This window comes from Caldithrix abyssi DSM 13497, from assembly GCF_001886815.1.
GTDB lineage: Bacteria > Calditrichota > Calditrichia > Calditrichales > Calditrichaceae > Caldithrix > Caldithrix abyssi.
Genome location: NZ_CP018099.1, coordinates 4,801,941 through 4,825,979 on the forward strand (window position 1 = coordinate 4,801,941; position 24,039 = coordinate 4,825,979).

The 24,039-nt window shown below is 46.8% G+C and carries 21 protein-coding genes, 2 tRNA genes and 1 pseudogene; 7 read left to right on the forward strand and 17 right to left on the reverse strand.

The window, feature by feature from the left end; genetic code table 11:
- The 12 genes and pseudogenes from nuoK to Cabys_RS18890 all read right to left on the reverse strand — a co-directional run bounded on the left by nuoK (position 1) and on the right by Cabys_RS18890 (position 11,605).
- On the reverse strand, positions 1-309 hold the full coding sequence (gene nuoK, locus Cabys_RS18830; RefSeq protein WP_006927747.1) for an NADH-quinone oxidoreductase subunit NuoK: 309 nt from the start codon (positions 307-309) through the stop codon (positions 1-3).
- Positions 306-839, reverse strand: coding sequence for an NADH-quinone oxidoreductase subunit J (gene nuoJ / locus Cabys_RS18835; RefSeq protein WP_006927744.1), 534 nt, complete (start codon positions 837-839; stop codon positions 306-308). The genes nuoK and nuoJ overlap by 4 nt, the downstream gene beginning before the upstream one ends.
- A gap of 36 nt (positions 840-875) precedes the next feature.
- Positions 876-1,391, reverse strand: coding sequence for an NADH-quinone oxidoreductase subunit NuoI (gene nuoI, locus Cabys_RS18840; protein ID WP_006927743.1), 516 nt, complete (start codon positions 1,389-1,391; stop codon positions 876-878).
- Between the two features lie 111 nt (positions 1,392-1,502).
- Positions 1,503-2,462, reverse strand: coding sequence for an NADH-quinone oxidoreductase subunit NuoH (gene nuoH / locus Cabys_RS18845; protein WP_006927742.1), 960 nt, complete (start codon positions 2,460-2,462; stop codon positions 1,503-1,505).
- Between the two features lie 4 nt (positions 2,463-2,466).
- Positions 2,467-5,166 carry an NADH-quinone oxidoreductase subunit NuoG gene (gene nuoG, locus Cabys_RS18850; protein ID WP_006927741.1) on the reverse strand — a complete coding sequence of 900 codons (2,700 nt, stop codon included), beginning with the start codon at positions 5,164-5,166 and terminating at the stop codon, positions 2,467-2,469.
- A 2-nt stretch (positions 5,167-5,168) separates the two neighbouring features.
- Entirely contained in the window at positions 5,169-6,440 is a 1,272-nt protein-coding gene (gene nuoF, locus Cabys_RS18855; protein WP_044281043.1) for an NADH-quinone oxidoreductase subunit NuoF, read from the reverse strand.
- Positions 6,441-6,454: 14 nt separating this feature from the next.
- Complete coding sequence (gene nuoE / locus Cabys_RS18860; protein ID WP_006927739.1) at positions 6,455-6,919, reverse strand: NADH-quinone oxidoreductase subunit NuoE; 465 nt, start codon at positions 6,917-6,919, stop codon at positions 6,455-6,457.
- A 20-nt stretch (positions 6,920-6,939) separates the two neighbouring features.
- Positions 6,940-8,733 (reverse strand): annotated as a pseudogene (nuoC, locus tag Cabys_RS18865) (NADH-quinone oxidoreductase subunit C/D); the annotation flags it as partial.
- A complete protein-coding gene (locus Cabys_RS18870; RefSeq protein WP_006927737.1) occupies positions 8,727-9,365 on the reverse strand; it encodes an NADH-quinone oxidoreductase subunit B in 639 nt (212 codons plus the stop codon). The gene Cabys_RS18870 and the pseudogene nuoC, both read right to left, overlap by 7 nt.
- Positions 9,366-9,368: 3 nt before the next feature.
- Positions 9,369-9,785, reverse strand: a complete 417-nt coding sequence (gene ndhC / locus Cabys_RS18875) for an NADH-quinone oxidoreductase subunit A (RefSeq protein WP_006927736.1) — start codon at positions 9,783-9,785, stop codon at positions 9,369-9,371.
- 259 nt (positions 9,786-10,044) lie between these two features.
- Positions 10,045-11,289 (reverse strand): GAF and HD-GYP domain-containing protein, encoded by a 1,245-nt coding sequence (locus Cabys_RS18880; protein ID WP_006927735.1) that lies wholly within the window; start codon positions 11,287-11,289, stop codon positions 10,045-10,047.
- A 241-nt stretch (positions 11,290-11,530) separates the two neighbouring features.
- A tRNA-Asp gene (locus Cabys_RS18890) sits at positions 11,531-11,605 on the reverse strand.
- Positions 11,606-11,826: 221 nt separating this feature from the next.
- Between Cabys_RS18890 and Cabys_RS18895 the strand changes: the two genes are divergently transcribed.
- From Cabys_RS18895 to Cabys_RS18910, 4 genes are read left to right on the forward strand one after another with little or no spacing between them, the layout of a single operon-like run.
- A complete protein-coding gene (locus Cabys_RS18895; protein ID WP_006927734.1) occupies positions 11,827-12,432 on the forward strand; it encodes a YigZ family protein in 606 nt (201 codons plus the stop codon).
- A gap of 1 nt (position 12,433) precedes the next feature.
- Entirely contained in the window at positions 12,434-13,354 is a 921-nt protein-coding gene (locus Cabys_RS18900; RefSeq protein ID WP_006927733.1) for an ABC transporter ATP-binding protein, read from the forward strand.
- 5 nt (positions 13,355-13,359) lie between these two features.
- Positions 13,360-14,853 (forward strand): ABC transporter permease, encoded by a 1,494-nt coding sequence (locus Cabys_RS18905; RefSeq protein ID WP_169833739.1) that lies wholly within the window; start codon positions 13,360-13,362, stop codon positions 14,851-14,853.
- 16 nt (positions 14,854-14,869) lie between these two features.
- A complete protein-coding gene (locus tag Cabys_RS18910; RefSeq protein WP_006927731.1) occupies positions 14,870-15,244 on the forward strand; it encodes a carbonic anhydrase in 375 nt (124 codons plus the stop codon).
- An 18-nt stretch (positions 15,245-15,262) separates the two neighbouring features.
- Here the strand turns inward: Cabys_RS18910 and Cabys_RS18915 are convergent, their stop codons facing one another.
- The 5 genes from Cabys_RS18915 to Cabys_RS18935 form a co-directional block, all read right to left on the reverse strand.
- Positions 15,263-17,200 (reverse strand): ComEA family DNA-binding protein, encoded by a 1,938-nt coding sequence (locus Cabys_RS18915; protein WP_006927730.1) that lies wholly within the window; start codon positions 17,198-17,200, stop codon positions 15,263-15,265.
- Between the two features lie 100 nt (positions 17,201-17,300).
- Complete coding sequence (locus Cabys_RS18920; protein WP_006927729.1) at positions 17,301-18,032, reverse strand: ABC transporter ATP-binding protein; 732 nt, start codon at positions 18,030-18,032, stop codon at positions 17,301-17,303.
- Positions 18,032-19,123, reverse strand: a complete 1,092-nt coding sequence (locus Cabys_RS18925) for an ABC transporter permease (RefSeq protein ID WP_006927728.1) — start codon at positions 19,121-19,123, stop codon at positions 18,032-18,034. Before Cabys_RS18925 ends, Cabys_RS18920 begins: the two co-directional genes overlap by 1 nt.
- A gap of 11 nt (positions 19,124-19,134) precedes the next feature.
- Complete coding sequence (locus Cabys_RS18930; RefSeq protein ID WP_006927727.1) at positions 19,135-19,758, reverse strand: ABC-type transport auxiliary lipoprotein family protein; 624 nt, start codon at positions 19,756-19,758, stop codon at positions 19,135-19,137.
- Positions 19,739-20,722 (reverse strand): MlaD family protein, encoded by a 984-nt coding sequence (locus Cabys_RS18935; protein ID WP_006927726.1) that lies wholly within the window; start codon positions 20,720-20,722, stop codon positions 19,739-19,741. Before Cabys_RS18935 ends, Cabys_RS18930 begins: the two co-directional genes overlap by 20 nt.
- Before the next feature lie 131 nt (positions 20,723-20,853).
- On the opposite strand from Cabys_RS18935, the gene Cabys_RS18940 reads away from it, so the two are divergent.
- From Cabys_RS18940 to Cabys_RS18950, 3 genes are all read left to right on the forward strand, one after another.
- Positions 20,854-21,105: a hypothetical protein gene (locus Cabys_RS18940; protein WP_071777812.1), complete on the forward strand. Its 252-nt coding sequence runs from the start codon at positions 20,854-20,856 to the stop codon at positions 21,103-21,105.
- A tRNA-Val gene (locus tag Cabys_RS18945) sits at positions 21,096-21,170 on the forward strand. Before Cabys_RS18940 ends, Cabys_RS18945 begins: the two co-directional genes overlap by 10 nt.
- A 198-nt stretch (positions 21,171-21,368) precedes the next feature.
- The gene (locus Cabys_RS18950) at positions 21,369-23,915 is read left to right on the forward strand and encodes a PP2C family protein-serine/threonine phosphatase (RefSeq protein ID WP_006927725.1); all 2,547 of its coding nucleotides are present in this window, start codon (positions 21,369-21,371) and stop codon (positions 23,913-23,915) included.
- Positions 23,916-24,039: the final 124 nt, after the last annotated feature.

Sequence of the window (24,039 nt, forward strand, 5' to 3'; positions counted from 1 at the left end):
TCAGCCCCTCAAATTACTGGCAGCATCGGAATTGAGTGTTTTAAATTTCTGATAAATCTGAATGAGCAGCGCCAGGCCTACAGCCACTTCGGCGGCTGCCATGGTCAAAATAAAAAGAAACATGACCTGCCCATCCGCCAGGCCATGGTGCGCCCCGGCAAAAACAAACGCCAATCCGGCGGCATTCAGCATAATTTCAACCGATATGAGCATAAACATGATATTCTTGCGGATCATAACGCCGACAAAGCCTGTAAAGAACATTATGCTGGCAATCAATAAGCCTGTATTTAAAGAAACGGAACTCATTCTTCGGCTCCTTCTGTTTTTAAAAAGCGGTGAACAACATGTTTTTTGCGCCGTGCCAGATGATAGGCCCCAATAATGCCGGCCATCAATAGAATAGCAGCCAGCTCCACGGCGATGATGTAGGTTGAAAACAGCGCTTTTCCGACTTCCCGCGGATCAATCGGCGCGCCCTTGATGGTCAAAGTTTCGCCAGAAATAATAATATAAATCACTTCAACTAACAGGATCAGGCTCAACACGGAAGGGAAATACCAGCCTTCGGTAGAAAGCCATCTTTTTTCCTGTTCAACCGCCGCACGCCCCAGATTAAGCATCATCACCACAAACACAAAGAGCACCATAATAGCCCCGGCGTAAATGATGATTTCCATGGCCGCAATAAACGGCGCCCCGATTAAAAAGAACATGACTGCGGTGGCTAACAACGATACAACCATGTACAACAGAGCGTGCACTACATTGGTTCGCGTAATCACCAGAATGGAAGAAACAATGGCAACCAGAGCCGCAATGTAAAACAAAATTGTCATTGGTTATGACCCTTTACTCTCAACTTTAACTTAAAATTAAGGATTCAAATCCCGAATATCGATGGGCGGATCTTCGTGTTGCGCTTCGCCCTTGCCTTTTCCGCCAACCGTATAGCCGGCCACGCGGTAAAAATTGTAGCCATGATATTTGCCCTGTCCGTCAATGAGCAGATGCTCTTTTTCGTAAACCAGGTTTTGCCGCTCGTATTCAGCCAGTTCAAAATCCGGCGTCAACTGGATGGCGTAGGTAGGACAGGCATCCTCGCAATAGCCGCAAAAAATACAGCGCGAAAAATTAATGCGGAAAAATTTTGGATAGCGCCGTCCTATTTCGTCTTCCGTTGCTTCCAGGGCAATGCAGTCCACCGGGCAGGCCGCGGCGCACAGATTGCAGGCCACACAGCGTTCCTGGCCGTCCGGATCGCGCGTTAACACAATGCGTCCGCGATATCGCGCCGGAAGTTTTGGTTTTTCTTCCGGATATTGCACGGTAAATCGCCTGTAAAACGTATGAAGTAGCGTTAACCAAATGCTTCGTAAAATGCTAAACATCTATTCTCCCAGCTATATCTTTCCTGGTTAAGAGTATTTGCGTTTTTTGTTTGGTCTGATAAATTCCTTTGACCATCATGCTGTTTTTTTTAACCCTTAACTCTTTATTCCTTAAGATCCAAAATACAACTTCAGTGCGCCTGTTGCCAGAACGTTTAAGAGAGACAATGGCAGCAGAACTTTCCAGCCCAGGGCCATCAACTGGTCGTAGCGCGGCCTTGGCAGAGCGGCTCTGACCAGCACAAACAAGGTGATAAAGACCATCGTTTTAAGAAAGAACCAGACCACCGGCGGCAAAAATGAGGGCCCAAGCCATCCGCCGAAAAAGAGGGTGGCGATCATGGCCGAAATTAGCGTAATACCCAGGTATTCGCCGACAAAGAACATGCCGAATTTCATGCCGGAATATTCCGAATGAAAACCGGCCACCAGCTCGCTTTCCGCTTCCGGTAAATCCAGTGGCGCGCGATGCGATTCTGCAAATCCGGCAATCACAAAAATGACAAAACCAATAAACTGCGGAATCACAAACCAGACCGTTTTTTGCGCTTCTACTATTTTTACCAGACTAAAAGAGTCGCTCATGATAACCACGCCCATTAAAGAAAGGCCCATAAAAACTTCGTAAGATATGACCTGCGCCGCGCCGCGCAATGCGCCAATCAACGAATATTTGTTATTGGACGACAATCCGCCCAGAAAAATGCTGTAAGCGCCCAGCGAAGACATGGCCAAAAAGAAGAGCAGACCGATATTCATATCCGAAACGACCAGTCCGGGGCCAAAGGGCACAACCGCAAACCCCAACAATACGGCAATCATCACAAAAGTCGGGGCAATGATAAAAACCCATTTATCGGCAAACGGCGCGATCCAGTCTTCCTTAAAAAAGATCTTTACCATGTCGGCCAGCACCTGCATCAGGCCAAAGGGGCCCACGCGGTTCGGGCCGTAACGATCCTGCCACAAAGCCAGCATGCGTCGTTCGTACCAGATCAACAGGGCGGCAATGGTCAGCATTACGCCCAGAACGCCAACGATTAACAACAGATAAAACAGCGTCTCATTCATATTCTCATCCTGTGATTTTTGCCATGATTGGTAAATTCACAAATCCGATTTCCGGCATTCCGATGGGGATGCCGGCCATACCTTGCAGAAAAGTCGGACTGGTTTTCACCTCAAGTTCAACCGTCCTGTTCAAAATATGGATTTTTACTCTGGAACTTTTCAGCGCTTCGGCGTCTTTTTCATTGAGCAAAATAAAAGGCGACGGAATTACTTCTTCCACGCCCGGCGTCAGGCGGCTCAACTCATCGCTGCCATAAAAAAGGTAAATAGGAACGGCCAGCCACTGGTCTTTTTCTGCTTTAAAAGCCGCCGGAACGTCTTTAAAATATTCCGTTTTGTTTGTTAGCTGAGCTTTAAAAATACGGACGCCCGGATCGCCGCCATGCAACCCACCGCCGACTTCGACTTGAAATTTGTTCACCGCCTGATTGGAGTTCCACCCCGGATACCAGAAACGGGAAAGAGCGGCAGAAGGAGCCGGGCCCTGGTAACCTTCCATGGTGAACGACAGCGGAGAATCTTCGTCTTGCGGAGGTTTGGGTTCGCTGACGTCAACATGGGCGTTAATGGCCGTCCGACCGGAAAAACGGTGCGACTGACGCGGGATCTTTTGTCCGTTGATGCGAAAACGGCTATCCGGCGCTGCTTCTTTAACGGCCTGCAATTGCGGATACTCTGCCGTCAGGGCGTTGATCACATCATCCAGGTTATTCAGCTCGTCTTCGGCGATCAGGCCGTTGTCTTCCATAAAGCCGGCCAGCCAGCGCCAGCTTTCTTTAATGGTTTGCTCAGGGTTAAACACCTGAAAGAAGCGTTGCGCCCGGCCTTCGTTGTTGATCAGCGTGCCGTCGCTTTCGGTAAACGGCCCGACCGGAACCACCAGGTGCGCTTTTTGCGTTGTTTCGTTTGGTAGATAATGCAGAACAACCACTTTTTCTGCGGCGCTCAGCAAGTTATCAACCCGTTCTTTTTCCATGCGACGGTACAGGTCATTTTCCAGAACAAATAGCGCATCGTATTTTCCGGCCTCCACCGCTTGCAGCGCGTCATCCAGCGCTTTTTCTTCTAACATGGCCAGCCCAAAACTATTGGCCTCGGGTAGGGCAAAGAACAGGTCTGCCGTTTTTTGCTTTTCATTAATAGCGCGCCCAATATTGGCCGCGGCTTCAAGAATTTTTTCATTCATCAAAGAAACGCCGCTGACGATGAGCGGTTTTTTAGCGTTTAGCAATTCTCGCGCAATTTGTTTGGCCAGTTTTGCCTCTTCTTCGCTTAAATCGTCAACGCCCGGCGCCGAAGGATCAATTTCGTGGGCAATGGCAAAGCCAAGCCGGGCAATGCTGTCCGGCGCATTGCGGTAGGTGGCTGTTGCCAAATCGTCCAGTTTGGTCTCTGCAGGCGTTAAAACAAAGAAAGGCCCCAGTTCATCCTGAATAATTTCCATGGCGGCCAGCTCGTGCCATGTGGGAATATTCATGCTGATGGGCAGTTCCATGGGCCGCACGCGCGCCGCCTGTCGTAAACTGAGAGCCAGCAGGGGCGCGGTGTTGGTAACGTCTTCGCCAAGCACCAGCACCACGTCGGCCTTTTCCGTTTCGCGCAGCGAAGGTACATTAAACGGGCCGTTCTGCATGATGCTTATGGCCTTGCGCGTTACGCGATGTTCCGTCTGCGAAACACCGGCAAAAAAGTTTTCTTTACCGACCAGCTTTTGCAGGGCGTAGTTGGATTCCAGCGAAGCCTTTGGCGAACCGATGCCCAGCAAACGGCCTTTTTTATTTACAATCTTTTTGACGAATTCAAACGCCGTGGAAATATCAACCGCTTCCAGTTCGCCGGAAGCCTGGCCGCGGCGCAGGGGTTGTTTGATGCGTTTGTCGCTGTTCACGTATTCGTATCCAAAGCGTCCCCGATCGCAAATGAAATAACCGTTCACCTGTCCGTTGTAGCGGCTGGTAATGCGCCGCACGGTTCCGTAGCGTTCACTGGCAATGATGTTGCAGCCCAGGCTGCAATTGTGACAGATGGAAGGCGCTGTGGTTAAATCCCATTTACGCGTGTAATGTTTTTTGTAAGTTTTGTCGGAAAACACGCCGGTGGGGCACACTTCAACCAGGTTGCCGCTAAATTCATTTTCCAGCACGCCGTCTTCGTAACGGCCAAAAAAGACACGGTTACGCGAGGCAAAAACATTAAAATCCCGACCGCCGGCGTACTCTCTGTAAAAACGGACACAGCGGTAGCAGGCAATGCAACGATTCATTTCGTGATTAATGAATGGGCCGAGATACTGATTGTTGTGCGTGCGTTTGTTGAATTCATAACGGCGGTAGTTGTGCCCGGACATTAAGGTCATGTCCTGCAAATGACACTCGCCGCCCTCGTCGCACACCGGGCAATCGTGGGGATGGTTGGTCATCAACAATTCAATGATGTTTTCCCGGAATTTTTTTACTTCCGGATCATTTAACGAAATGCGCATGCCGTCCACAACCGGCTCCATGCAGGCCATGACGATGCGGCCTTTCTGGTCGTTTTCGTCGGCATATTTTTTAACGGCGCATTGCCGGCAGGAGCCGACCGATCCCATGGCTGGATGCCAGCAAAAATAAGGCAAGTCCAGACCCAACGAAAGAACCGTTTGCAGCAGATTGTTTTTTGGCTCTACTTCGTAAACTTTGCCATCTATATTAATCTTCACCATTCTCAGGACCTCCAGGGGCAGCGTTTTTCTTTAATGTGACGCTCAAAATCTTCTCTAAAATATTTTAATGCGCTTTGCAAGGGTTCCATGGCGCCAGGGGCCAGAGCGCAAAAGGAATTACCGGGCGACAGGGTTTGCGTAAGGCTTTCCAGTAGTTCAAGGTCTTCCATTTTGCCCTGCCCGTTTTCAATGGCCCACAAAATATTGCGCGTCCAGGGCAGGCCGTCGCGACACGGCGTACACCAGCCGCATGATTCCTGGGCAAAAAACTGCTCTAAATTGTGCACCATACCCACCACGCAGGTCTGGTCATCCAGCACAATCATGGTGCCCGTTCCCAGTCGGCTGCCAGCTTGCTCCACGCCTTTGTAATCCAATTTGATTTCCAGGTGTTCTTCCACCAGAAAGTCGGTCGATGCACCGCCCGGCAACAGGCCTTTAAACTTCAGACCGTCGCGCATCCCGCCGGCTTTTTCTTCCAGCACCTCGCGCATGGTTACGCCAAGCGGCAATTCCCATAATCCGGGATTTTTAACCTTGCCGCTTACGCCATAAATTTTCGTTCCGCCGTCTTCGCTTATACTGATGCTCTTGTACCAGTCCGAGCCATTGCGCAAAATGTGCGGCACATTACACAGCGTTTCGATATTGTTTACGATGCTTGGCTTGCCAAACAAACCGCTTGTTTGCGGAAAGGGCGGCTTGGCTCGTGGGTTGGCCCGTTTGCCTTCCAGCGAATTGATTAACGCCGTTTCTTCACCGCAAATGTAACGTCCGGCGCTGGTGTGCAGATACAGGTCAAAATCAAAACCGCTCCCCAAAATATTCTTGCCCAGCAAACCGGCTTCATAGGCTTCTGCCAGCGCTTTGCTAATGGTTTGCGCCGCCTTTTTGTAAGCCCAGCGCAAAAAGATGTAGCCGATTTCGGCCTGAATGGCGTAAGCGGAGATGATCATTCCTTCAATCAGCTGGTGGGGGTCTCCTTCGAGCAGCAGGCGGTCTTTAAAAGTGCCCGGCTCCATTTCGTCGCCGTTGGCGATCAGATATTTAGGCCGCGGCGCATCATCGCCAATGGGCACAAAACTCCATTTCAGCCCGGTGGGGAACCCTGCTCCGCCTCGCCCACGAAGGCCCGCCTTTTTAACAACTTCCTGCACCTCTTTAGGCGTCATCTTCAAAGCGGCTTTCAATCCTTCGTAGCCGCCGTTTTTCTGATAATCTGCCAGCGAGTTGGTTTCTCCCGGCCGAATATGCTGTGTTAGTGGTCTTTCCATACGCTCATCTATTCTCATTTGTATTGATCTAAAATTTCATCGATTTTTTCGGGCGTTAAATTGCCGTACAGTTCGTTGTCCACCATCATTGCCGGGGCACGGTCACAGGCGCCAAGACAGGGGATGGTTAACAACGTAAATTTTTTGTCTTCGGTTGTCTGCCCCAGATCAATCTTTAGCTTATCCTTCAGATGATCTCTCACATTTTCGTAGCCCATAATCCAGCAGCTTATGCTATCGCACAGTAAAATTACGTGCTCGCCCACCGGTTTACGGAAAATCAGATTGTAAAAGGTGGCCACGCTATCCACTTCATCCGGGGTCATCTCCAGAAATTCGGCAACGTCTTTTACGCTTTCGTCGGATACATATCCGCGATGTTCCTGCACCACCTTTAAAGCTTCTATGACCGCGGCCTGTTTGCGCGGATAGTGCTTTAAATGTTCTTTAATTTCTACAATTTCTTTATCTGTAAGCATAATGCGTTCCATTTATTGATTTACCTGTCAACATCAGCCAAAACATAATCGATGCTGGCCAGAATGGCCAGTAAGTCGGCAATGGTATGCCCGCGACTTATGTAAGGCACCATCTGGATGTGCGGGAACGACGGCGTTCGAACGCGCGTTCGGTAAGAGTTGGTTCCGCCATCGCTGACCAGATAAAAGCCGTTGTTTCCTTTGGTGGCTTCAATACCAAAAAAAGCCTCGCCCACCGGCATGACCGGTCCCCATGTGACGTTCAAAAAGTGATTGATCAACGTTTCAATATCTTTCATGGTGCGCTCTTTGCGTGGCGGGGTGGTAAGCGGATGGTCGGATTTGTAATGGCCGTCGGGCATGTTTTTCAAACATTGCTCAACAATGCGCAAGCTCTGGCGCATCTCTTCCACGTGCACCATGGCCCGATCGTAACAATCGCCGTGCTGGCCGACGGGAATCTCAAACTCAAACTGGTCGTAGCCGCCGTAAGGACGCTTTTTACGAAAATCCCATTCCAGTCCCGTGGCGCGCAATCCCGGCCCTGTTACACCCCATTCAATGGCCTCTTCCGTTGTGTAGGCGCCAATGCCAACCGTGCGCGCTTTGATGATTTTGTTCTTCATGACCAGTTTGTCGTAGGTTTTCAATTGTTTGGGGAAGTAATCGACAAAATCTTTTACCAGCTTCTCCCAGCCCTTCGGTAAATCCTGAGCCACGCCGCCAATACGGAACCAGTTGGGGTGCATTCGGTCGCCGGTAATGGCTGCCACAATATCAAAAATGCGTTCACGATCGTTAAACATGTAAAATACCGGCGACATCTGTCCCACGTCCTGGGCAAACGTGCCATACCACACCAGATGGCTGGCGATGCGGAACAGTTCGCTCAACATAATGCGAATGACTTTGGCGCGATCGGGCACCTCAATACCGGCCAGTTTTTCAACGGCCAGTACATAGGCAAAATTGTTCATTACCCCGCCCAGGTAATCGATGCGATCGGTATAGGGCAAATAGGTGTGCCAGGTCTGGCGTTCGGCCATTTTTTCCTGTCCGCGGTGGTGGAATCCGATGTCTGGCACCACATCCACCAGCTCTTCGCCGTCTAATTGCAAAATTAAACGCAATACGCCATGCGTACCGGGATGCTGCGGCCCCAGATTCAAAAACATAAAATCCGTATCCTCAGAAGAGCGCTGAAGTCCCCATTCTTCCGGCTTGAATTTCAGAGCTTCCTGCTCTTTATCCAGTTTGTCATCCGGCATTTGAAAGGGGCCCATCTCTGTGGCGCGCGCAGGATGATCTTTACGCAGCGGGTAGCCCTCCCAGGTGTCGGGCATTAAAATGCGGCGCAGGTGGGGATGGCCTTCGAATTTGATGCCAAACATATCGTACACTTCGCGCTCGTACCAGTTGGCGTTGGCCCATACGTTGGTGACCGTTTTAACGGAAGGATACTCGCCCTGCAAGGCCACCTTGATGCGCACATCAGAATTGCGCTCAAACGACATCAGGTGGTACACCACGGTAAAGTCGCCTTCCGGCAGTCCCTCGCGATGCGTACGGTTGCGTTCGTCAATTGCCGTCAGGTCATAAAGCATTTTATACGGCCTGGCAATTTTATTTTTCAGGAAATTCAGGACCGCTTCAACCTTATCCTGCGGGACATAAACCGTGGGCATTTCATCCCGCGTTTCCTGCAGTACAAGATTTTTCTCGCCAAACTCCCGCTTTAACTCGTCGATAACAGTGTGATCGTATGTCATATTAGTGTCTTTATTATTATTTTGACCAACAAACTTTTCTAAATCTCATCTGGCGGCGTTAAGAAGGTTGTCTTTTTCTTCTCCGGCCAGCGTTCGTCTCGGACGATTCGTTTTTCCGGCTTAATTACGCCCTGCGGGCCGATCACCCAGCTCAACGGCCGTTTTTCATTGCCCACCAGTTCCTGCAGCTTTATCAAACCATCCAGAAAGGCATCCGGCCGCGGCGGGCAACCCGGCACATACACATCCACCGGCATAAATTTATCCACGCCCTGCACTACCGAATAGATATCGAACATGCCGCCGGAATTGGCGCACGAGCCCATGGAAATAACCCAGCGCGGCTCCATCATCTGTTCATAAAGCCTTTTAATGATGGGCGCCATCTTCAAGAAAACCGTTCCGGCCACAATCATCATATCCGCTTCACGGGGTGTGCCGCGAATAACCTCCGCACCGAAACGAGCAAGGTCGTATTTACTGGTGATGCTGGTGGCCATCTCCACATAACAACAGGACAGGCCAAAGTTAAACGGCCACAAAGAATTTTTCCGTCCCCAGGCTACCAGGTCCTGCAGGCGCGTTAAGACTACGCTTTGCTTAACCGCCGCTTCGATGGACGGGTCGTCTGGAACGCTATTTATGGATTCGTTCGGTTTACTTAACCACCACTTCATAATTTACTTTTCACCTTCTTTAATGGATTTCATTCGTTTAATAATCTCTTTTCCATCGGCTGCAAAATTCAAAGCACCAATGCGCCATTCGTAAACCAGCACAATCAACAAAATCAAAATAAAGATCGCCACGCCAATAAATCCAGCCCAACCAACTTCTTTATAGGCGATGGCCCAGGCAATGATAAATACGGCTTCCAGGTCAAAAATAATGAAAAATAATGCGATTAAATAAAAGTGGGCTGTAAAACGAATTTGCGATGTTCCGGTGTGCAGGATTCCGGATTCAAAATATTCACCGGTTGCTCTTTCTTTGTGACGCTGCCCCAATAAATAAGAAAGACCAAGCATGAAGATTACAAGGCCCAGGACAGCAACAATATAAACCAACAAAGGCCATTGCGGCGTAGTTACTTCCAAACCAAATCCCTTTCTGAAACTGGATTGAACATTGTGAAAATTTTCTGTAATTCGCGTGCTATTGTTTTTTTACGCACTTTTACGGGCAACTTATTCCCGTCAATATGAAAATTTTCTCAAAGAGCTTTGCAAAGCACAAAGATAAAAATAAAATTATTACAACGCTAATCATTTTTTAAATTTTTTAAAAAAAATTTTGGTGAATCAAAAAAAAATCTTAAAAAACGTTTAAATATCCCGGCTTGAAACAGGCCATGAATTATTCGGCAGGATTTTTATCAGGATACTTTGATGCAAGGGAACGAATCATATCCAGCCGGGCAAAGAAGCAGTCCACCAATTGCGGATCGAATTGCTTGCCCCGCTCTTCTTCGATGATTTGCAAAACCTTTTCTTCGCTCCATGCTTTTTTGTAAACACGGGCAGAAGAAAGGGCGTCATACACATCGGCAAGGGCTACAATGCGCCCGAACAGAGGGATTTCTTCTTCTCGTTTGCCGCGCGCCTTTCCACTTTTTCCCTGATAACCGGGCAGGGGCGCGCCGCTTGCAGGATCCACATGCCCCGGATAGCCATTGCCATCCCATCTTTCGTGATGGTTTAAGGCGACAATGGCGGAGAACTCATCAAAATCAGAACGGGGATCGATAAAGAGTCGCGCGCCATGAATGGTGTGTTTTTTCATAATTTCATATTCGTCATCGGATAGCTTTCCCGGTTTTTTCAGAATGGTATCCGAAATGGCTACCTTTCCCACATCGTGCAACATGGCCGCCATGCGCAGCGCATCCCGCGTGCATTCAACCTCTTTTTGAGGCAGATTCTTTTTCTGGGCATAAGCCTCGTAAAGCTCAACGGAAAATGCGGCAACACGATTGGCGTGTGGCCCCGTTTCTCTGGGGTCTCTTAATTCGGCCATGCGGATCATGCGTTCGATGGTGTCGCGCGTCATCTGCGCACGTTCAATGGCATTGGCCGCGTAAATGGCAAAATGCTTGACGATCGGCTCATCCTCGGCGTCAAAGGGAATGATTTTTCCCTGATCGTCCTGGGCATTGATCAACTGAAGCACGCCCACAATCTGATTCCTGGTATTTTTCATGGGGATGGTCAACATCGATTGCGTGTGATAGTCGCTCATCCGATCAAATTCTTTATTAAACGAAAAGGGCAAATCAGGCCTCAGTTGATAAACATCCGGTATGTTTAACGCCTGGTCATTATTGGCCACATATCCGGCGATTGACTGGTTATTTATGGGTAAAGTAAAAGAAGTGTAAATTAATTTCTGGCCCTTTGGCAATCTTTTTTGCAATGTTTCGTTCTGCGATATGGTAAAGCGTAATTTTTCGCCTTCCTTAATATAAATGGAACCGGCGTCTGCGTTAAAGAGAAAACGGGCCTCGCTAAGAACCTTTTCCAGCAACAAGTCTAAATCGGCAACGTGGCTGATTTCCAGACCAAATTCCACCAAACGATTTAGTTTTTGAGTGTGGTTTAGCATCCTGCTAACCTCTTTTGATTAAATCTTTAAATTCATTGTTCGGCACAAATCTACAGATGTTTAAAACGGAAGGGTAATTAAAAATAATCCATGGTAAAATAAAGAGCGCCCATTTGCTTCCGGAAGCCTTTAGGAGGCGGCGCAAATTCAGAGTCTTCGGCATGCGCTGAGCAAATGAAACAGCTTTTTTCCACAAAAAAAAAAGTGGTTCACGAATTTGCATTCATGAACCACTTTCAGGCGGTCCGGACGGGACTCGAACCCGCAACTTCCTGCGTGACAGGCAGGTGCTCTAACCAAATTGAACTACCGGACCAAGACCTTATGTTCTGCGTTGTTGCAGATTTCAAATATAATAACATTTTTCATCCATTTCAAATGATTTTTTTGTCTATCATTTTTTTTCTGTAAATCACAGAAAAATTTTACCTTATCTTTCTATTGTTCTCTTCTTGACAATGATCTGATGTTTATCTAAATTGATTAAGTCTTTGTTAAGTAATTAAAATTTTTAATCTTAGTTAAAACTAAAGGCCTATGGATCGTTACAAAGTTCCTGCCCATGAAGCTGTCGGCAAACTGACCGTTAAGGGCTCAAAATTCATTAGCCACATTTTCCCCGTTTCCAGCAAGGAAGAAGCTGAATCCAGGTACGAAGCAATAAAAAAGCGTTACTACGACGCCACGCACAATTGCTTTGCCTATCGCATTGACGCGCAAACCTACCGTTATTCTGACGACGGAGAACCATCGGGCACAGCCGGCCGTCCCATTTTTCAGGTTCTGGAAGGCAGCGAACTTTTTGAAGCGCTTTGCGTGGTTACCAGATATTTTGGCGGAACCAAGCTTGGAACCGGCGGTTTAATTCGCGCCTACAGCGAAGCGGCCAAAGAAGCCTTAAAACAACTCAAAATCAAAGAAAAAATACGAACCAGAATCGTTGAACTAAAAATCGACTACGCGAACGAACAACATGTTTACCGCCTGCTGAGTCAGTTTGAAGGCAAAACGCTTCAATCCGATTATTCTAACGGCGTTTCCATTCAGGTCGAATTACCCTGGAGCGCAGCCGAATCCTTTTTAAATAAGTTAACAGATTTAACACACGGGCAGTATGAGTTAATTAAAATTTCGGGCAATTAATATGGAACAAAACATTTTAGAAGTTCAGAAGATCAGCAAAAGTTTTAAAGATCATGTGGTTTTGAAGGATTTAAGTTTTACCGTGCGCGGCGGCGAAACCTTCGGCCTGTTAGGGCCTAACGGCGCCGGTAAAACAACCACCATGCGCATGATCATGAATATTCTGCAGCCGGACGAGGGCGAAATTCTATTCAACGGCATCAAGCGCCAGCGCTTAAAAGGCGTTCATTTTGGTTATTTGCCGGAAGAGCGCGGCCTGTATCCCCGGGCCAAAGTGCTGGACGTGCTGGTTTACTTTGGCACATTAAACAATCTCACCATGCGCAAGGCAGAAGTCGAAGCCATTCGCTATCTCGATCGTCTGGGCATTGTGGAATACACCGATGCGCACATCAACGAACTTTCCAAAGGAATTCAACAAAAAATCCAGTTCATCGCCGCCTTTTTGCACGACCCGGATGTTTTGATTTTAGACGAACCTTTTACCGGGCTCGACCCAATCAACCAGACGGTTCTTTATGAGATACTCGAAGAGTTCAGGCGTAAAAACAAAATCCTGATTCTCTCCACACACCTGATGGATCAGGCCGAAAAGCTTTGCGACCATATTTGCCTGATTAATCAGGCGCAGGTGGTAATCGACGGTTCCATTGAAAGTATCCGAAAGCGATTCAGGGAAGACGCTTATTTTATCGAAGCCGACGCCCCTATCCCCATTCTGAGCGAAATGGAGGGCATTCAAATTATTGAAGAGGGGAAAAACAGCTACAAATTCATTCTGGAAAATAACACGTTAAAGCTTTCTGAGATCATGAAGCGGATCGAGCAAAAGGCAAGAATTTTACGTTTCGAAGTTTTTGAGCCTTCTTTACACGATATTTTCATTCGTTTAATTCAGGAACAGGCAGAGGTTTTAAAATGAAAAATATGTTTAGAATTGCCCGCTGGGAATTCATGACGCGCATCAAATCGCGTTCTTTTTTGTTCAACACATTCGTTTCGCCCTTTTTGTTTGCGGCGGTTATTACGCTTCCCCTGTTTATTTTTAGTTTGCAGCCACAAATTACCACAAAGTTGATTGGTTTAATCGATCTTTCTGGCCAAAACATCAAAGAAGAACTCCAGCGGGAGTTGAGCCGCAGCTATCGCCTGGATAACCAATCCTCAGAATATCTGGTGATGAATGTGGCGGTTGGCAATTCCCAGCCTTACAAGCAAATGCTTTCCAAATACGAAGAGATCAAAGCCCGGCTCGATTCCATTTCGCAGGTTTACGAACAGATTAAAGCCGAGCGCATGCAATATTACAAGAACACGCGCATCCCCAACCGCGATTACGTTTTGAGAACTTCGTACGAAAAACTGCAGAACACGCGTGAAGAAAAAGAATTGATCGAAATTGAACTCTCCCGCTTTAAATCGGCCATGGATTCTCTGTACAAGCGCGAAGCATTAAAAACAGCCGACTCCTTATTGCACATGGATGTTTTAAACGCCTACCTGGTTTTTGGGCCGGATTTTGCCAAAAGCGGGGTGGTGGAATACCATACCAAAACCCCGGGCGATTTGAAAGAGATCGATCGCTTTGAAAAAATCTTACAAACCATCATTATTAAAAAGCGCATTTTAAACGATCAGATCCCCCGCAGTAAAATACGACGCTGGTTCCGACCGATTTACATGAAAAAATATCAGCTTTTACCGGAGGGACAGCAGGAGTGGAATTTTTACGTTCAATTTTACGGGCCGCTGATCGGCGTGTTCCTGTTGTTTATGGCCATCTTTACCGCCGGAGGCTACGTATTTAGCAGCGTTTTGTTAGAGAAATCGAATCGTGTGATCGAAATACTGCTTTCTTACGTGTCCAGCAGTCAGTTAATGGGCGGCAAGATTTTCGGGCTGGGCCTGCTGGGACTTGTGCAAATATTAAGCTGGTTTGTCATTACGCTTATTTTTATGTCGGCCGGTATTATCCCTGCGGATAAAATCGCTTATCTCAACTGGCAAAACGCCTTTTACTTTTTAACTTACTTTAGTCTTGGCTTTTTGTTTTACGGCTCCATTTTTGTAACCATTGGATCGGTTTCAGCCAGTGAATACGATGCACAGCAGATCAATCAGCTGCTGCGCACCGTCGCTATCTTCCCGGTTCTCTTATCGTTGCTGGTATTGGCCGACCCCAATGCGCCATTGATTCGCATTTTGAGTTTTATCCCATTTTTAACGCCGTCTTTCATGATCATGCGCATTCCGCTTTCCACCACGCCCATCATGTTTGATATTTACGGCACCATTATTTTAATGATTGTTTCCATTGTGGCTATGGTCTTTATTTCCGGACGCATCTTTCGCATGTCCACTTTGATGGTCGGGAAAAAACCCACGCCTCAGGAAATCTGGAACTGGATTAAAGTCTGGTAAAAAAGAAAGGAATTGCATGCGTTTTTGCACCGTCATTAATTGTATGGATGGAAGAGTTCAACTACCCGTTATCCAATATTTGCAAAACCGATTTAATTGTGAATATGTGGATGTGATCTCTGAGCCCGGCCCCAATCGTATTTTAGCCGAACAGACCGATTCGACGTTAATTGCCTCTATTTTGTCGCGTTTAACGATTTCTGTGGATAAGCACCAATCCAGGCAAATCGCCGTTGTGGGCCATCACGACTGTGCTGGCAACCCCGTTTCAAAAGAGACGCAACTCGAACATCTGCACAAAGCGGTGCAGTTTATTGCCCGGCGCTATCCTGAGCACACGGTCATCGGATTGTGGGTTGACGAAAACTGGCGCGTGGAAGAGGTGTGTTAATCAACACGCTTTTTATTTCTAAAGATTTATCATCAACTGCAGGCGAAACAAACGATCTGTTTTCGTTTGCTGGCGGCCGTAATCGATGTCTGTTAACACGGGGTCGTTGAGCCTTAAATAACGAAACTTAAACCAGACCCCCAGCCGCGGTAAAGGGCGCCACCCCAAACGCACATACCACTTAAAACCCTGGCCGTACATGGGAAAATTGGCGAAGCTGCCCGGCACATCGCTTTCGTACTCGTAAATTCTGGTACGATAAGAAGGGGTTCTGAAAAAAGTAACCCGCCCCACCAGCGACAGGCGCCGTCTGAAGTTCCACCTCAATTCCTGAAAGCTCAGCGCCCCCTTTTCTGCAGGATGGTTTAGCCAGGCCAGCTCCAGACGCGTGGTAGATTCCAGTCGCTTTTCAATCGGAATTTTTAACTGCAAACGAAGACCGCGTACCCTCTGCCGGGCGATGGTAGAAGCTTCAGGGGCTGCATCCGTGCTTCTTTCCCGCCAGCGCACCTCAAGCTGCCCACTGCGAAAAACGTAATTCAGGTTTAGCAGCCATTCATCCTTCAAAGGGGGGAACTGCTGGCGATACGTTCGCCATAAATTTTGAACCAGCATCTTGTAAAAATCAATGCGCAAGCGATCGTTTTGCCAGGTAAGAGCAAAGTAAATTCCGCGAACGGCCTGCGGGAAGGGACTATTCCAATCAAAAACTCGACCGTAAGGCGATTGAAAATTTGGCGTCAGATTCCAGAACATGACGCCGCTCCGAAAGGTTTCATCTTCTAACCAGACGCTTTGCGTAATACCTGTTCCGCCGTTTTTGCCGGCCGCCAGCTCTCCGGCCAGACGTAAAGCGGCAATGCGGAAATCATAAGCCATGCTGCCCAGTAAAATTTGGTTGCCGCTAAAATGATAAAAATCCTTTCTTAATTCACTAAACGTAACGTTCCGCGCGTTAAATTCAATGGCCGGGCTATAATCAATACTGGCTGCCGACAGAGTTAAACCGCCATTTTTTCCAATGGTACGTTTAAAAGAAAATCCGGCTACCTTTTCCATAATTAAATCTTTTCTGGATTCTTCCAGAGCAGTCCTGTGGTAACCGCTAAAATCGAAGCCCGTAATTTTTTTAGTTTGTGGATTGTACCGCGCATCCCGCAGGTTTGTGCTCCAGAAAAGAGCCAGTTCCGTTCCATGAAAGGGCTGCCCTGTAAAACACACCCCCGTTTGCGCAAAATTTTCGCTCGCCCCCAGATAGGTTCGCGCCACGATTTTGTTCGCCTGGAAGGGCAACATGGCCATACTGCTTTTCATCCTCCCAAAGGGCGATGAAAACAACAGGCCCTGTGCCAGCTGCAAATAAAAACTTCCAAAGATTAACCGCCCCTTCTTAAAATTGACGGCAAGCATGGCGTTCCAGTAGTCGTTGTATTGACGTTCTCCCACGTCTTTTTGTAAAACCAGACCGGCTTTCCAGGGATATCTGCCGCTTGTGCCTCGATACTGTAAGCGGGTAAGATTGTAAATCCCGCTTCCTAAAAATTTTTCGTTTTCTCCTTCTGCTGGTGTTTGCACATTCCAGTAATTGCGCTGAACTACCTGCAAAGATTTTTTCTTTGGAGCGCGTAAGATCAGAAAAGGTCGGATTCTTTTAAATTTTTCCTTTCCGATGATTTTAGCGATCTGGCGCACAGAACGAAATGCCCCCTGCCTGCTTTGGCGAGTTAGGATGCTGTCGATGTCTTCGGAAGTTAACAGAGGAATGCGCTGCCAGTCCTGCCTTTCGGCCTGATTGACGGCAACGGGGTTCTCCAGCAAATCCGCCAGCGCTTCGGCGATGGCCGGGTCTTCTTTAATCAAATCGAGCCAGGGTTCCAGCGCATCCGCCTGCTGGGCAAAGGAAAAAGAAAATCCCCCAAAAACCAAAAACAGCCAGAGCGGAAATATTTTAATCATCTTTAAAACATTTTAAAACAATCGTTGAAATTTTAAAAATACAGGCAAGAAAGAATCATCCTTGTGTGCCGATCATAAAATCGTAAAATACAGAAATGGATCAGGCATTGAAAAATTTTTGCACGGGTTCAATATCCGATTTTAAGGCGTCGCTTAACTTACCGTAAAAAACGGCCTTTCCTTCGTGTAAAAAGAGAATTCGGTCGGCAATGCGCCGGATGCTTCCCACTTCGTGCGTTACCACCACCAGGGTCATGCCCAGTAAATCGCGCAGGTTTAAAAGCAGGCGATCCAGCGCGGCGGCGGTCACCGGGTCCAGACCTGCGGCGGGTTCATCAGCAAACAAAACCTTTGGGTCCAGGGCAATGGCGCGCGCCAGCGCCGCTCGCTTGCGCATACCGCCCGACAGTTCAGAAGGCAGGGCATGGGCGGCGCGCTCCAGCCCCACCAGTGATAATTTTAAACGCACCAGATCTTCGATCAATTCTTTGCTCAAATCCGTGTGCTGCTCCAGCGGAATGGCCACGTTTTCGGCCACCGTAATCGAATTCAACAGAGCGCCGTTCTGAAACAGCACGCCAATCTGACGCATCATTTTCAGCATTTCTTTTTCATCGGCTTTTAATAGATCATGCCCTAATAACTGAATCTCTCCGGAATAAGGCTGCATCAAGCCCATCAAATGTTTTAGCAAGGTGGTTTTGCCGCAGCCGCTTGTGCCCAGGATGACCAGAATTTCGCCCTCAACCACCTCGAATAAGATGTCGTCCAGAACGATGCGTTCGTCATAGCCGCTAACCAGATTCTGAACTCGAATCACTTTCTTATCCATCAGAACGCCGGTTCTCCAAAATAAAAGATCAACCCCAGAATACTATCGGCCACAATCACAAAAAAAATGGAAGCCACCACCGAGGCGGTGGTAACGCGCCCCACGCCTTCTGCGCCGCCTTTAACGCGAAAGCCAAAATAGGTGGCCGTTAACAAAATAATGACAGAAAAACTCAGGCTTTTAACCATGCCGGTAACGATCTCTTTGTAGCGCAGCACGGAAAAGACTTCTTTAAAGAAAGGATAAAAGCTGATGTCCAGATACGTTACGCCAATGACCGCGCCGCCAAATATGCCGATCACATTGGCAAATACGGTGAGCAAAGGCAGCGTAATAATCAGAGCGTACAGTTTGGGGACGATCAAATAGGGAATCGGATCAACGCCCATCACGGTCAGAGCGTCGATTTCCTCGCTAACCTTCATGGTGGCGATTTCGGCCGTGATAGCAGAGCCCGATCGACCGGCGACCAGAATAGCCGTAATCAATGGCCCCATTTCGCTGACCATGGCGATGGCGATCAAATCGGCGACATAAATATTGGCGCCAAACTGCCTGAGCTGAGCCGCTGACTGCAGGGCAAGGATGAAGCCGATTAAAAAGGCGATCAAAGCCACGATGGGCAGGGCGTTCACGCCAATCAATACGCCCTGATTGCTAACTTCTCCTTTTCTACGCATGGAAGGTTTGACAAGACCCACCAGCGCCCAGAATCCGATATTGGAAAAGAGAAAGAGCGATTGGACAAAATGCATGAGCCCCTCGTAGCCCCACTCGCCAATGGTTTCAAAAATGTTTTTAGATGGGACCGGCGGTTCAGACGTTTTGACCGGCGAAAAGAGATTTAAGGTTTTTTCTATCTCGGGGGCTGTATTGATCCATTGAAGCTGTATTTTTTTCTTTTTAAACGCATCTTTGACACGGTGCAAAAAGAGCGCGCCGGCGCTGTCTAAATTTTTTACGTTCTGAAAGTCGATTACAATCGTTGCGCCTTCAAACTTTTTGCCTTTGTACGGCGACAATTCCTTTTGAATGCGCTTTATTTGATCGTGCGTAACGCTTTGTGGAAGTGTAATCAGTATTGGTTCCATGGCAACAGCGGCTATTGAAGTGATTTTAAAATTTTTTGAATAAAAACGTCTAACTCTTCATTAACCATCTGATTGACGCGTTCCACGAATTGATTCATGCCAAATTTTTTAGGGAGTTTTGCCGAACGATCAAACTCATGCCAGACCACAACCTGCCTATTTTTTAAATCGAATAACTCCAGCCTGGCCTTTATTCTGGCCTGCGGATAGTGCGTCTTTTTATCGGGATTTTTTACTTCGATGCGATCGATAGAGCCCGAAATGCCATAATTGGGATAAGCCTGCCCGATGGCCAGATCGACATTTTGAAAGACATTCAAAGTTTTCAGCTTTCGCCACAGCAGAAAGCGCAAGGCAACGTCCGGCGCTTCCGCCCATTGATGGTAGTAGTAGTACTCCAATTCATGGCTGCGTGTGCGCAGGGCGATCTGCCTGGTTTTGTAAGCCGGATGAGCCCAGAATGGTTCAATAATCACGGAAAACGGCAGGGCATTTTTTTGAATCAGTGTGGAATCGCTTTGCGCATCCAGAGCATAATATTTTTTCAGGATGCGCTTGCTGGTGCAGTTGGTAAGCAAAATAACGAAAAACACCAACAAGCAGGTTGCTACGATTTTATTCTTTAAGTTTTTCATCGGGCGCATTCTCCGGTTTACTGCCGCCGAGTAAAATAGACGGATCTTCGTCTATTTGCCTGGCGGCGCTATTTAAATATCGAACAGTCTGGTTGAGCTGTTCCATGGTTTGGTTAAAGCGCACGCCGTTCATATTGATGAGCAGATCCATTTGTCTCAATAAATTATTAAGACGATCCACCGCAAAATTCAGGTCTTCATCCAGGTTGTAAATATTGGCTTTGTTCAATTTTTCGGCCACTTCGGCAATATTGCGCATGGTCTTTTTTAAGGTATCCGAGCCCACCACGCTTTCGATTCTTTCCAGAGTTGTGCGGGCTGATCTGGCGGCAAATGACAGATGGGTCAAACTGGTGTCTAATTTGCTGGCCATGCTGTTTAAACGCGGTTCCGTCTTTGCTAAAATGCGATTAACACGCTTGATGGCCAGCCGGGATTCTTCTATTAATTGAATAATTTTCTTTTGATTAATCGGATCGGTTAGCTGAATCAGGTTATTGAGAATCAACTCCATTTTTTCGGCCAGTACTTCGGCCTTGCCCGTGATCTCTTCTGTCAATGAGCGACCTGGCTGAATGTAGCCGCCCGGCTTCAGCAGAGGGGCTTCCTGCGTGCCGCCGCGCAGCTCGATAATCTTAAGGCCGGTAATACCAATGGTAGAGATGTCGGCCACAACGTCCTGTTTTATGGGCGTGCCGCGCCGCACCCCGATGGTTACGATTATCTGGCTGATGTTTTGAGGATTGATCTCAATCTTTTCTACAGAACCAATGTGAACGCCCAGATATTTTACCGCGCTGCCCGCATCAAGCCCACTAACGGACACATTTTCATATTTGATGTAATAAATATCTTTTTCTTTAAAATATTTTTCAATGGAAAGGATTAAAACCATTCCTATGAGCAGCAGAAGGCCGATAACAATAAAAATGCCCAGCCGAATCTTTTGTGCTTTAGACTTCATTTGACTCATTCCCTATTTTCAGTGAAAATAAAGAAAGAAACTAAACAATTCAAAAAAAATAAAAAAATTTTTGCACGGTTGCGAAAATCTCTTTATATTTAACGCTCTAATTTTAAATGAGAGAAAAAAAGATGGCCAAAGCAGTCAGCAAGAGAGAACTTAAGAAACGCCAGGAAAAAAAGGTAGAAGCCCTGGTAATTGGAAGAAAAAATATCCAAATTTTTCTTCTGGGCCTGGGACTAATAATTCTCGGCTACATTTTAATGGCGCAACCGCCGGCTGACGGTTTTTTATCCTTACACCTTGCGCCGACGATTTTGATCATCGCCTATCTGGCGATCATTCCGCTGGCCATCATGGCAAAAGACAAAAAGGGCGATTAGCTCAGTTGGTTTAGAGCACCTGCCTTACAAGCAGGGGGTCGTAGGTTCGAATCCTACATCGCCCACAGATTTTAAGCCTGCCAACACGGCAGGCTTTTTTTATTGACGAAAATCAGCTCCATTGGCTATGGAACATTAAACCGGCCAATAAACTGTCCAGTAAGCCATAGGCGTCATCCTACAATTTTTTTATGGAAGAATGCATCTTATTGTTTAAATTGTCGTAGTACCCAAAAAAAACAATTTTCACGAAGGTTTTTATTGTGGTTCAAGCGGACAGGTTTAAATTCGATCGTCTTTTAAGCCCCTTGCGAAATTTTTTTCGGCAGGAACCGGCGCTGAGAAAAAAGTTATTTATTTATCTGGCTATTTTCAGCGGCCTGTTTTTTGTAACGACCGGTGAAATCATCCCTTCTTCGACGGTTCATTCCATTTTCTTCGTGGCCATGTTCATTTTCTGGTTCAAATCCAACCAGATCATCTTAAATAAGATAAAAGCAACTCCAGCCTTTTATCTGGCCGTATTTTTTGCCGCCGGTTTTTTACACAACTTTCTGCTGGGTTTTGTGAATGTATCTGCAGATGCGCCAGGTTTAATAAAATATCCACAACTATTATTATTCCAGGCTCTCTGGCTATTAATGATCTGGTCGGCCGGGCTTTTATTTACTTCCGAATCCAAGAACAGGCAGGGCTATCTGGCGCTTGCCGCCTTATTTCTTTTTATTTCGCACCATCTGCTAATCTTCGGGCATCCCATCAGTCAATGGATTTTTTATTTAATGATCTTTTACTCGTTAATGAAAAGAAGCACCTGGCTGGAAAACCTGTCCCGCGCCGAATTAGGCGTTTATTTAATTCTGGTTTTCGCCCTTTACGTGCAGTTTCAGCGGCCTGAATATTTTGACCAAATGAAGAAAATAGCGGATTCGACAGACAACGCTCTGTGGACCTATTCGCTTCCTTATTTACTTTATTACACCGGCAAAATCTACCTGATCGTTCTGCTCATAAAAATTCCCCTGGTTCTCATTTACAATTACGCGCCAATCTCCCGCAAACTCTGGCTTGCCAGCCTGTTTCAATCCACCATTCCGCAGTTTGTTCAGTTAGCGCTTTTATTGTTTATTTTCTTTTTATTTATTTCCGGCTGGCAGGCCGACAACTTGCGCCAGGAAGTTTTTCGTTTATGTAAAGAGGCAGTTGAGGGGCAAAAAACAACGCTTAAGGTAGAAAAAACATCTGTAAAACAATTGTACCACAAAACTCATAATACCAGGGTTTTCACTCGGGATTTAAGCGTCGCCACATTGCAGAGGACGTCAGCACAAAAATTGATCCTTTTCTTTCGACCGGAAACGCTAAGCGGCGACTCGCTATTTGCGGTTCATCTAGATAGTACATTTCTAAGGGAATTGTTCAGTCAGACCAATTTAATCATTGGCAGCGGTCTGGTCGCTTACAGATTCAGGCCCAACCCATTTCTTGCCTATCTTTACCGCATACGCTTCTGGCAGGCCGGCGCCATCAGGATTAATCCGCTGGGCTTGATCAATCCTTTTTTTAGCTTAAAAAGAAATTACGAACACATACTAACCTGGCCTCCAAACGCCTTTGAGCGTGAAAACCCCAAAATTTTAGAATGGACCAAATTGAACGCCTATCCGATTATTGTTGGTCGAATCTTTTTCTCTTTAGATGAAGACGACACTTATTTCGCTATAGATATCTTTTACGATTTAAAAGATTTATTTCAATGGAATTTCATGACTCAGGTGTTGTTGATTTTAATCTTTGTCTTTTTTCTGATTAACTCACTGGTGATCCGGCGTGTGGTTAAGCTGGGGGTGCAGATTAATCAATTAATTATCCGGCGTATTGCCCAGTTAAGAAAAGCCGTCAGGGCAATTTCTGGCGGAAATCTGGATTATCGTGTTACATTCACGGGCGACGATGAATTCACCGAGTTGGCTTCGCATTTTAATCGCATGTCGCGCGATTTAAAGCGCTTTATGAACGAAGCGCGTGAAAAAGAGCGCCTTAATCAGGAATTGAAGATTGCTCATGAGGTACAGTTGAAAATGTTGCCGACCTCTTTGCCCAAAATTGCCGGGTACCAAATTGCCGCGGATCTTACAACGGCCAACGAAGTGGGCGGCGACTTTTACGACGTGTTCGCCCTGGATGACCATCGTTATTTAATAGCCATCGGCGATGTTTCCGGCAAGGGGATGTCCGCCGCCTTTTACATGGCGCAAATCATCAGCCTGCTGAGATATTCCAGACCTTTTATCGACGACTTAAAAAAACTTGTTTTACAGCTGAACGACTTTTTAATGAAAGAAGTACTGGACAGCAACGTATTCGTAACCATCATCCTTGGCATTCTGGATGCAAAACGAAGCACCTTCCAATATATTCGCGCCGGCCATCCGCTGCCCATTATCATAGAATCTAAAGCTGATCAAAAAGCTTTAAAAGAAATCCAGACAAAAGGCATTGGCCTGGGCATAACGCGATCTGCCAGCGTGCTCGAAAAAAATCTGGAAATCAAAAAAATTAAACTAAAAACGGGCCAGACACTCATTCTTTACACCGACGGTTTTACGGAAGCGACTATAGAAGCGGATGCTGTGAACAAAATCATCTATGGCGAAGAACGCTTTAAGCAGCATTTAATGCGCTGTTTCCATTCCGATCCGGAGAGAATGCTTATCTGCATTAAAAATGATCTTGAGCGATTTTATGGAGCGCGACCAAAATTTGATGATCAGACCATTTTGATATTACAAAAAGAACCGTCTTCTTAAACACGCATTCTGTCAGCGTGTTTTAAATCAGAACATAAAAAAACTTTTCTGTTCACCAAGAAAACTTCCTTCGTAGCATCTGTCTCGCCATGGCGGGATGCAAAAAATTTTATGCTGTATTAAA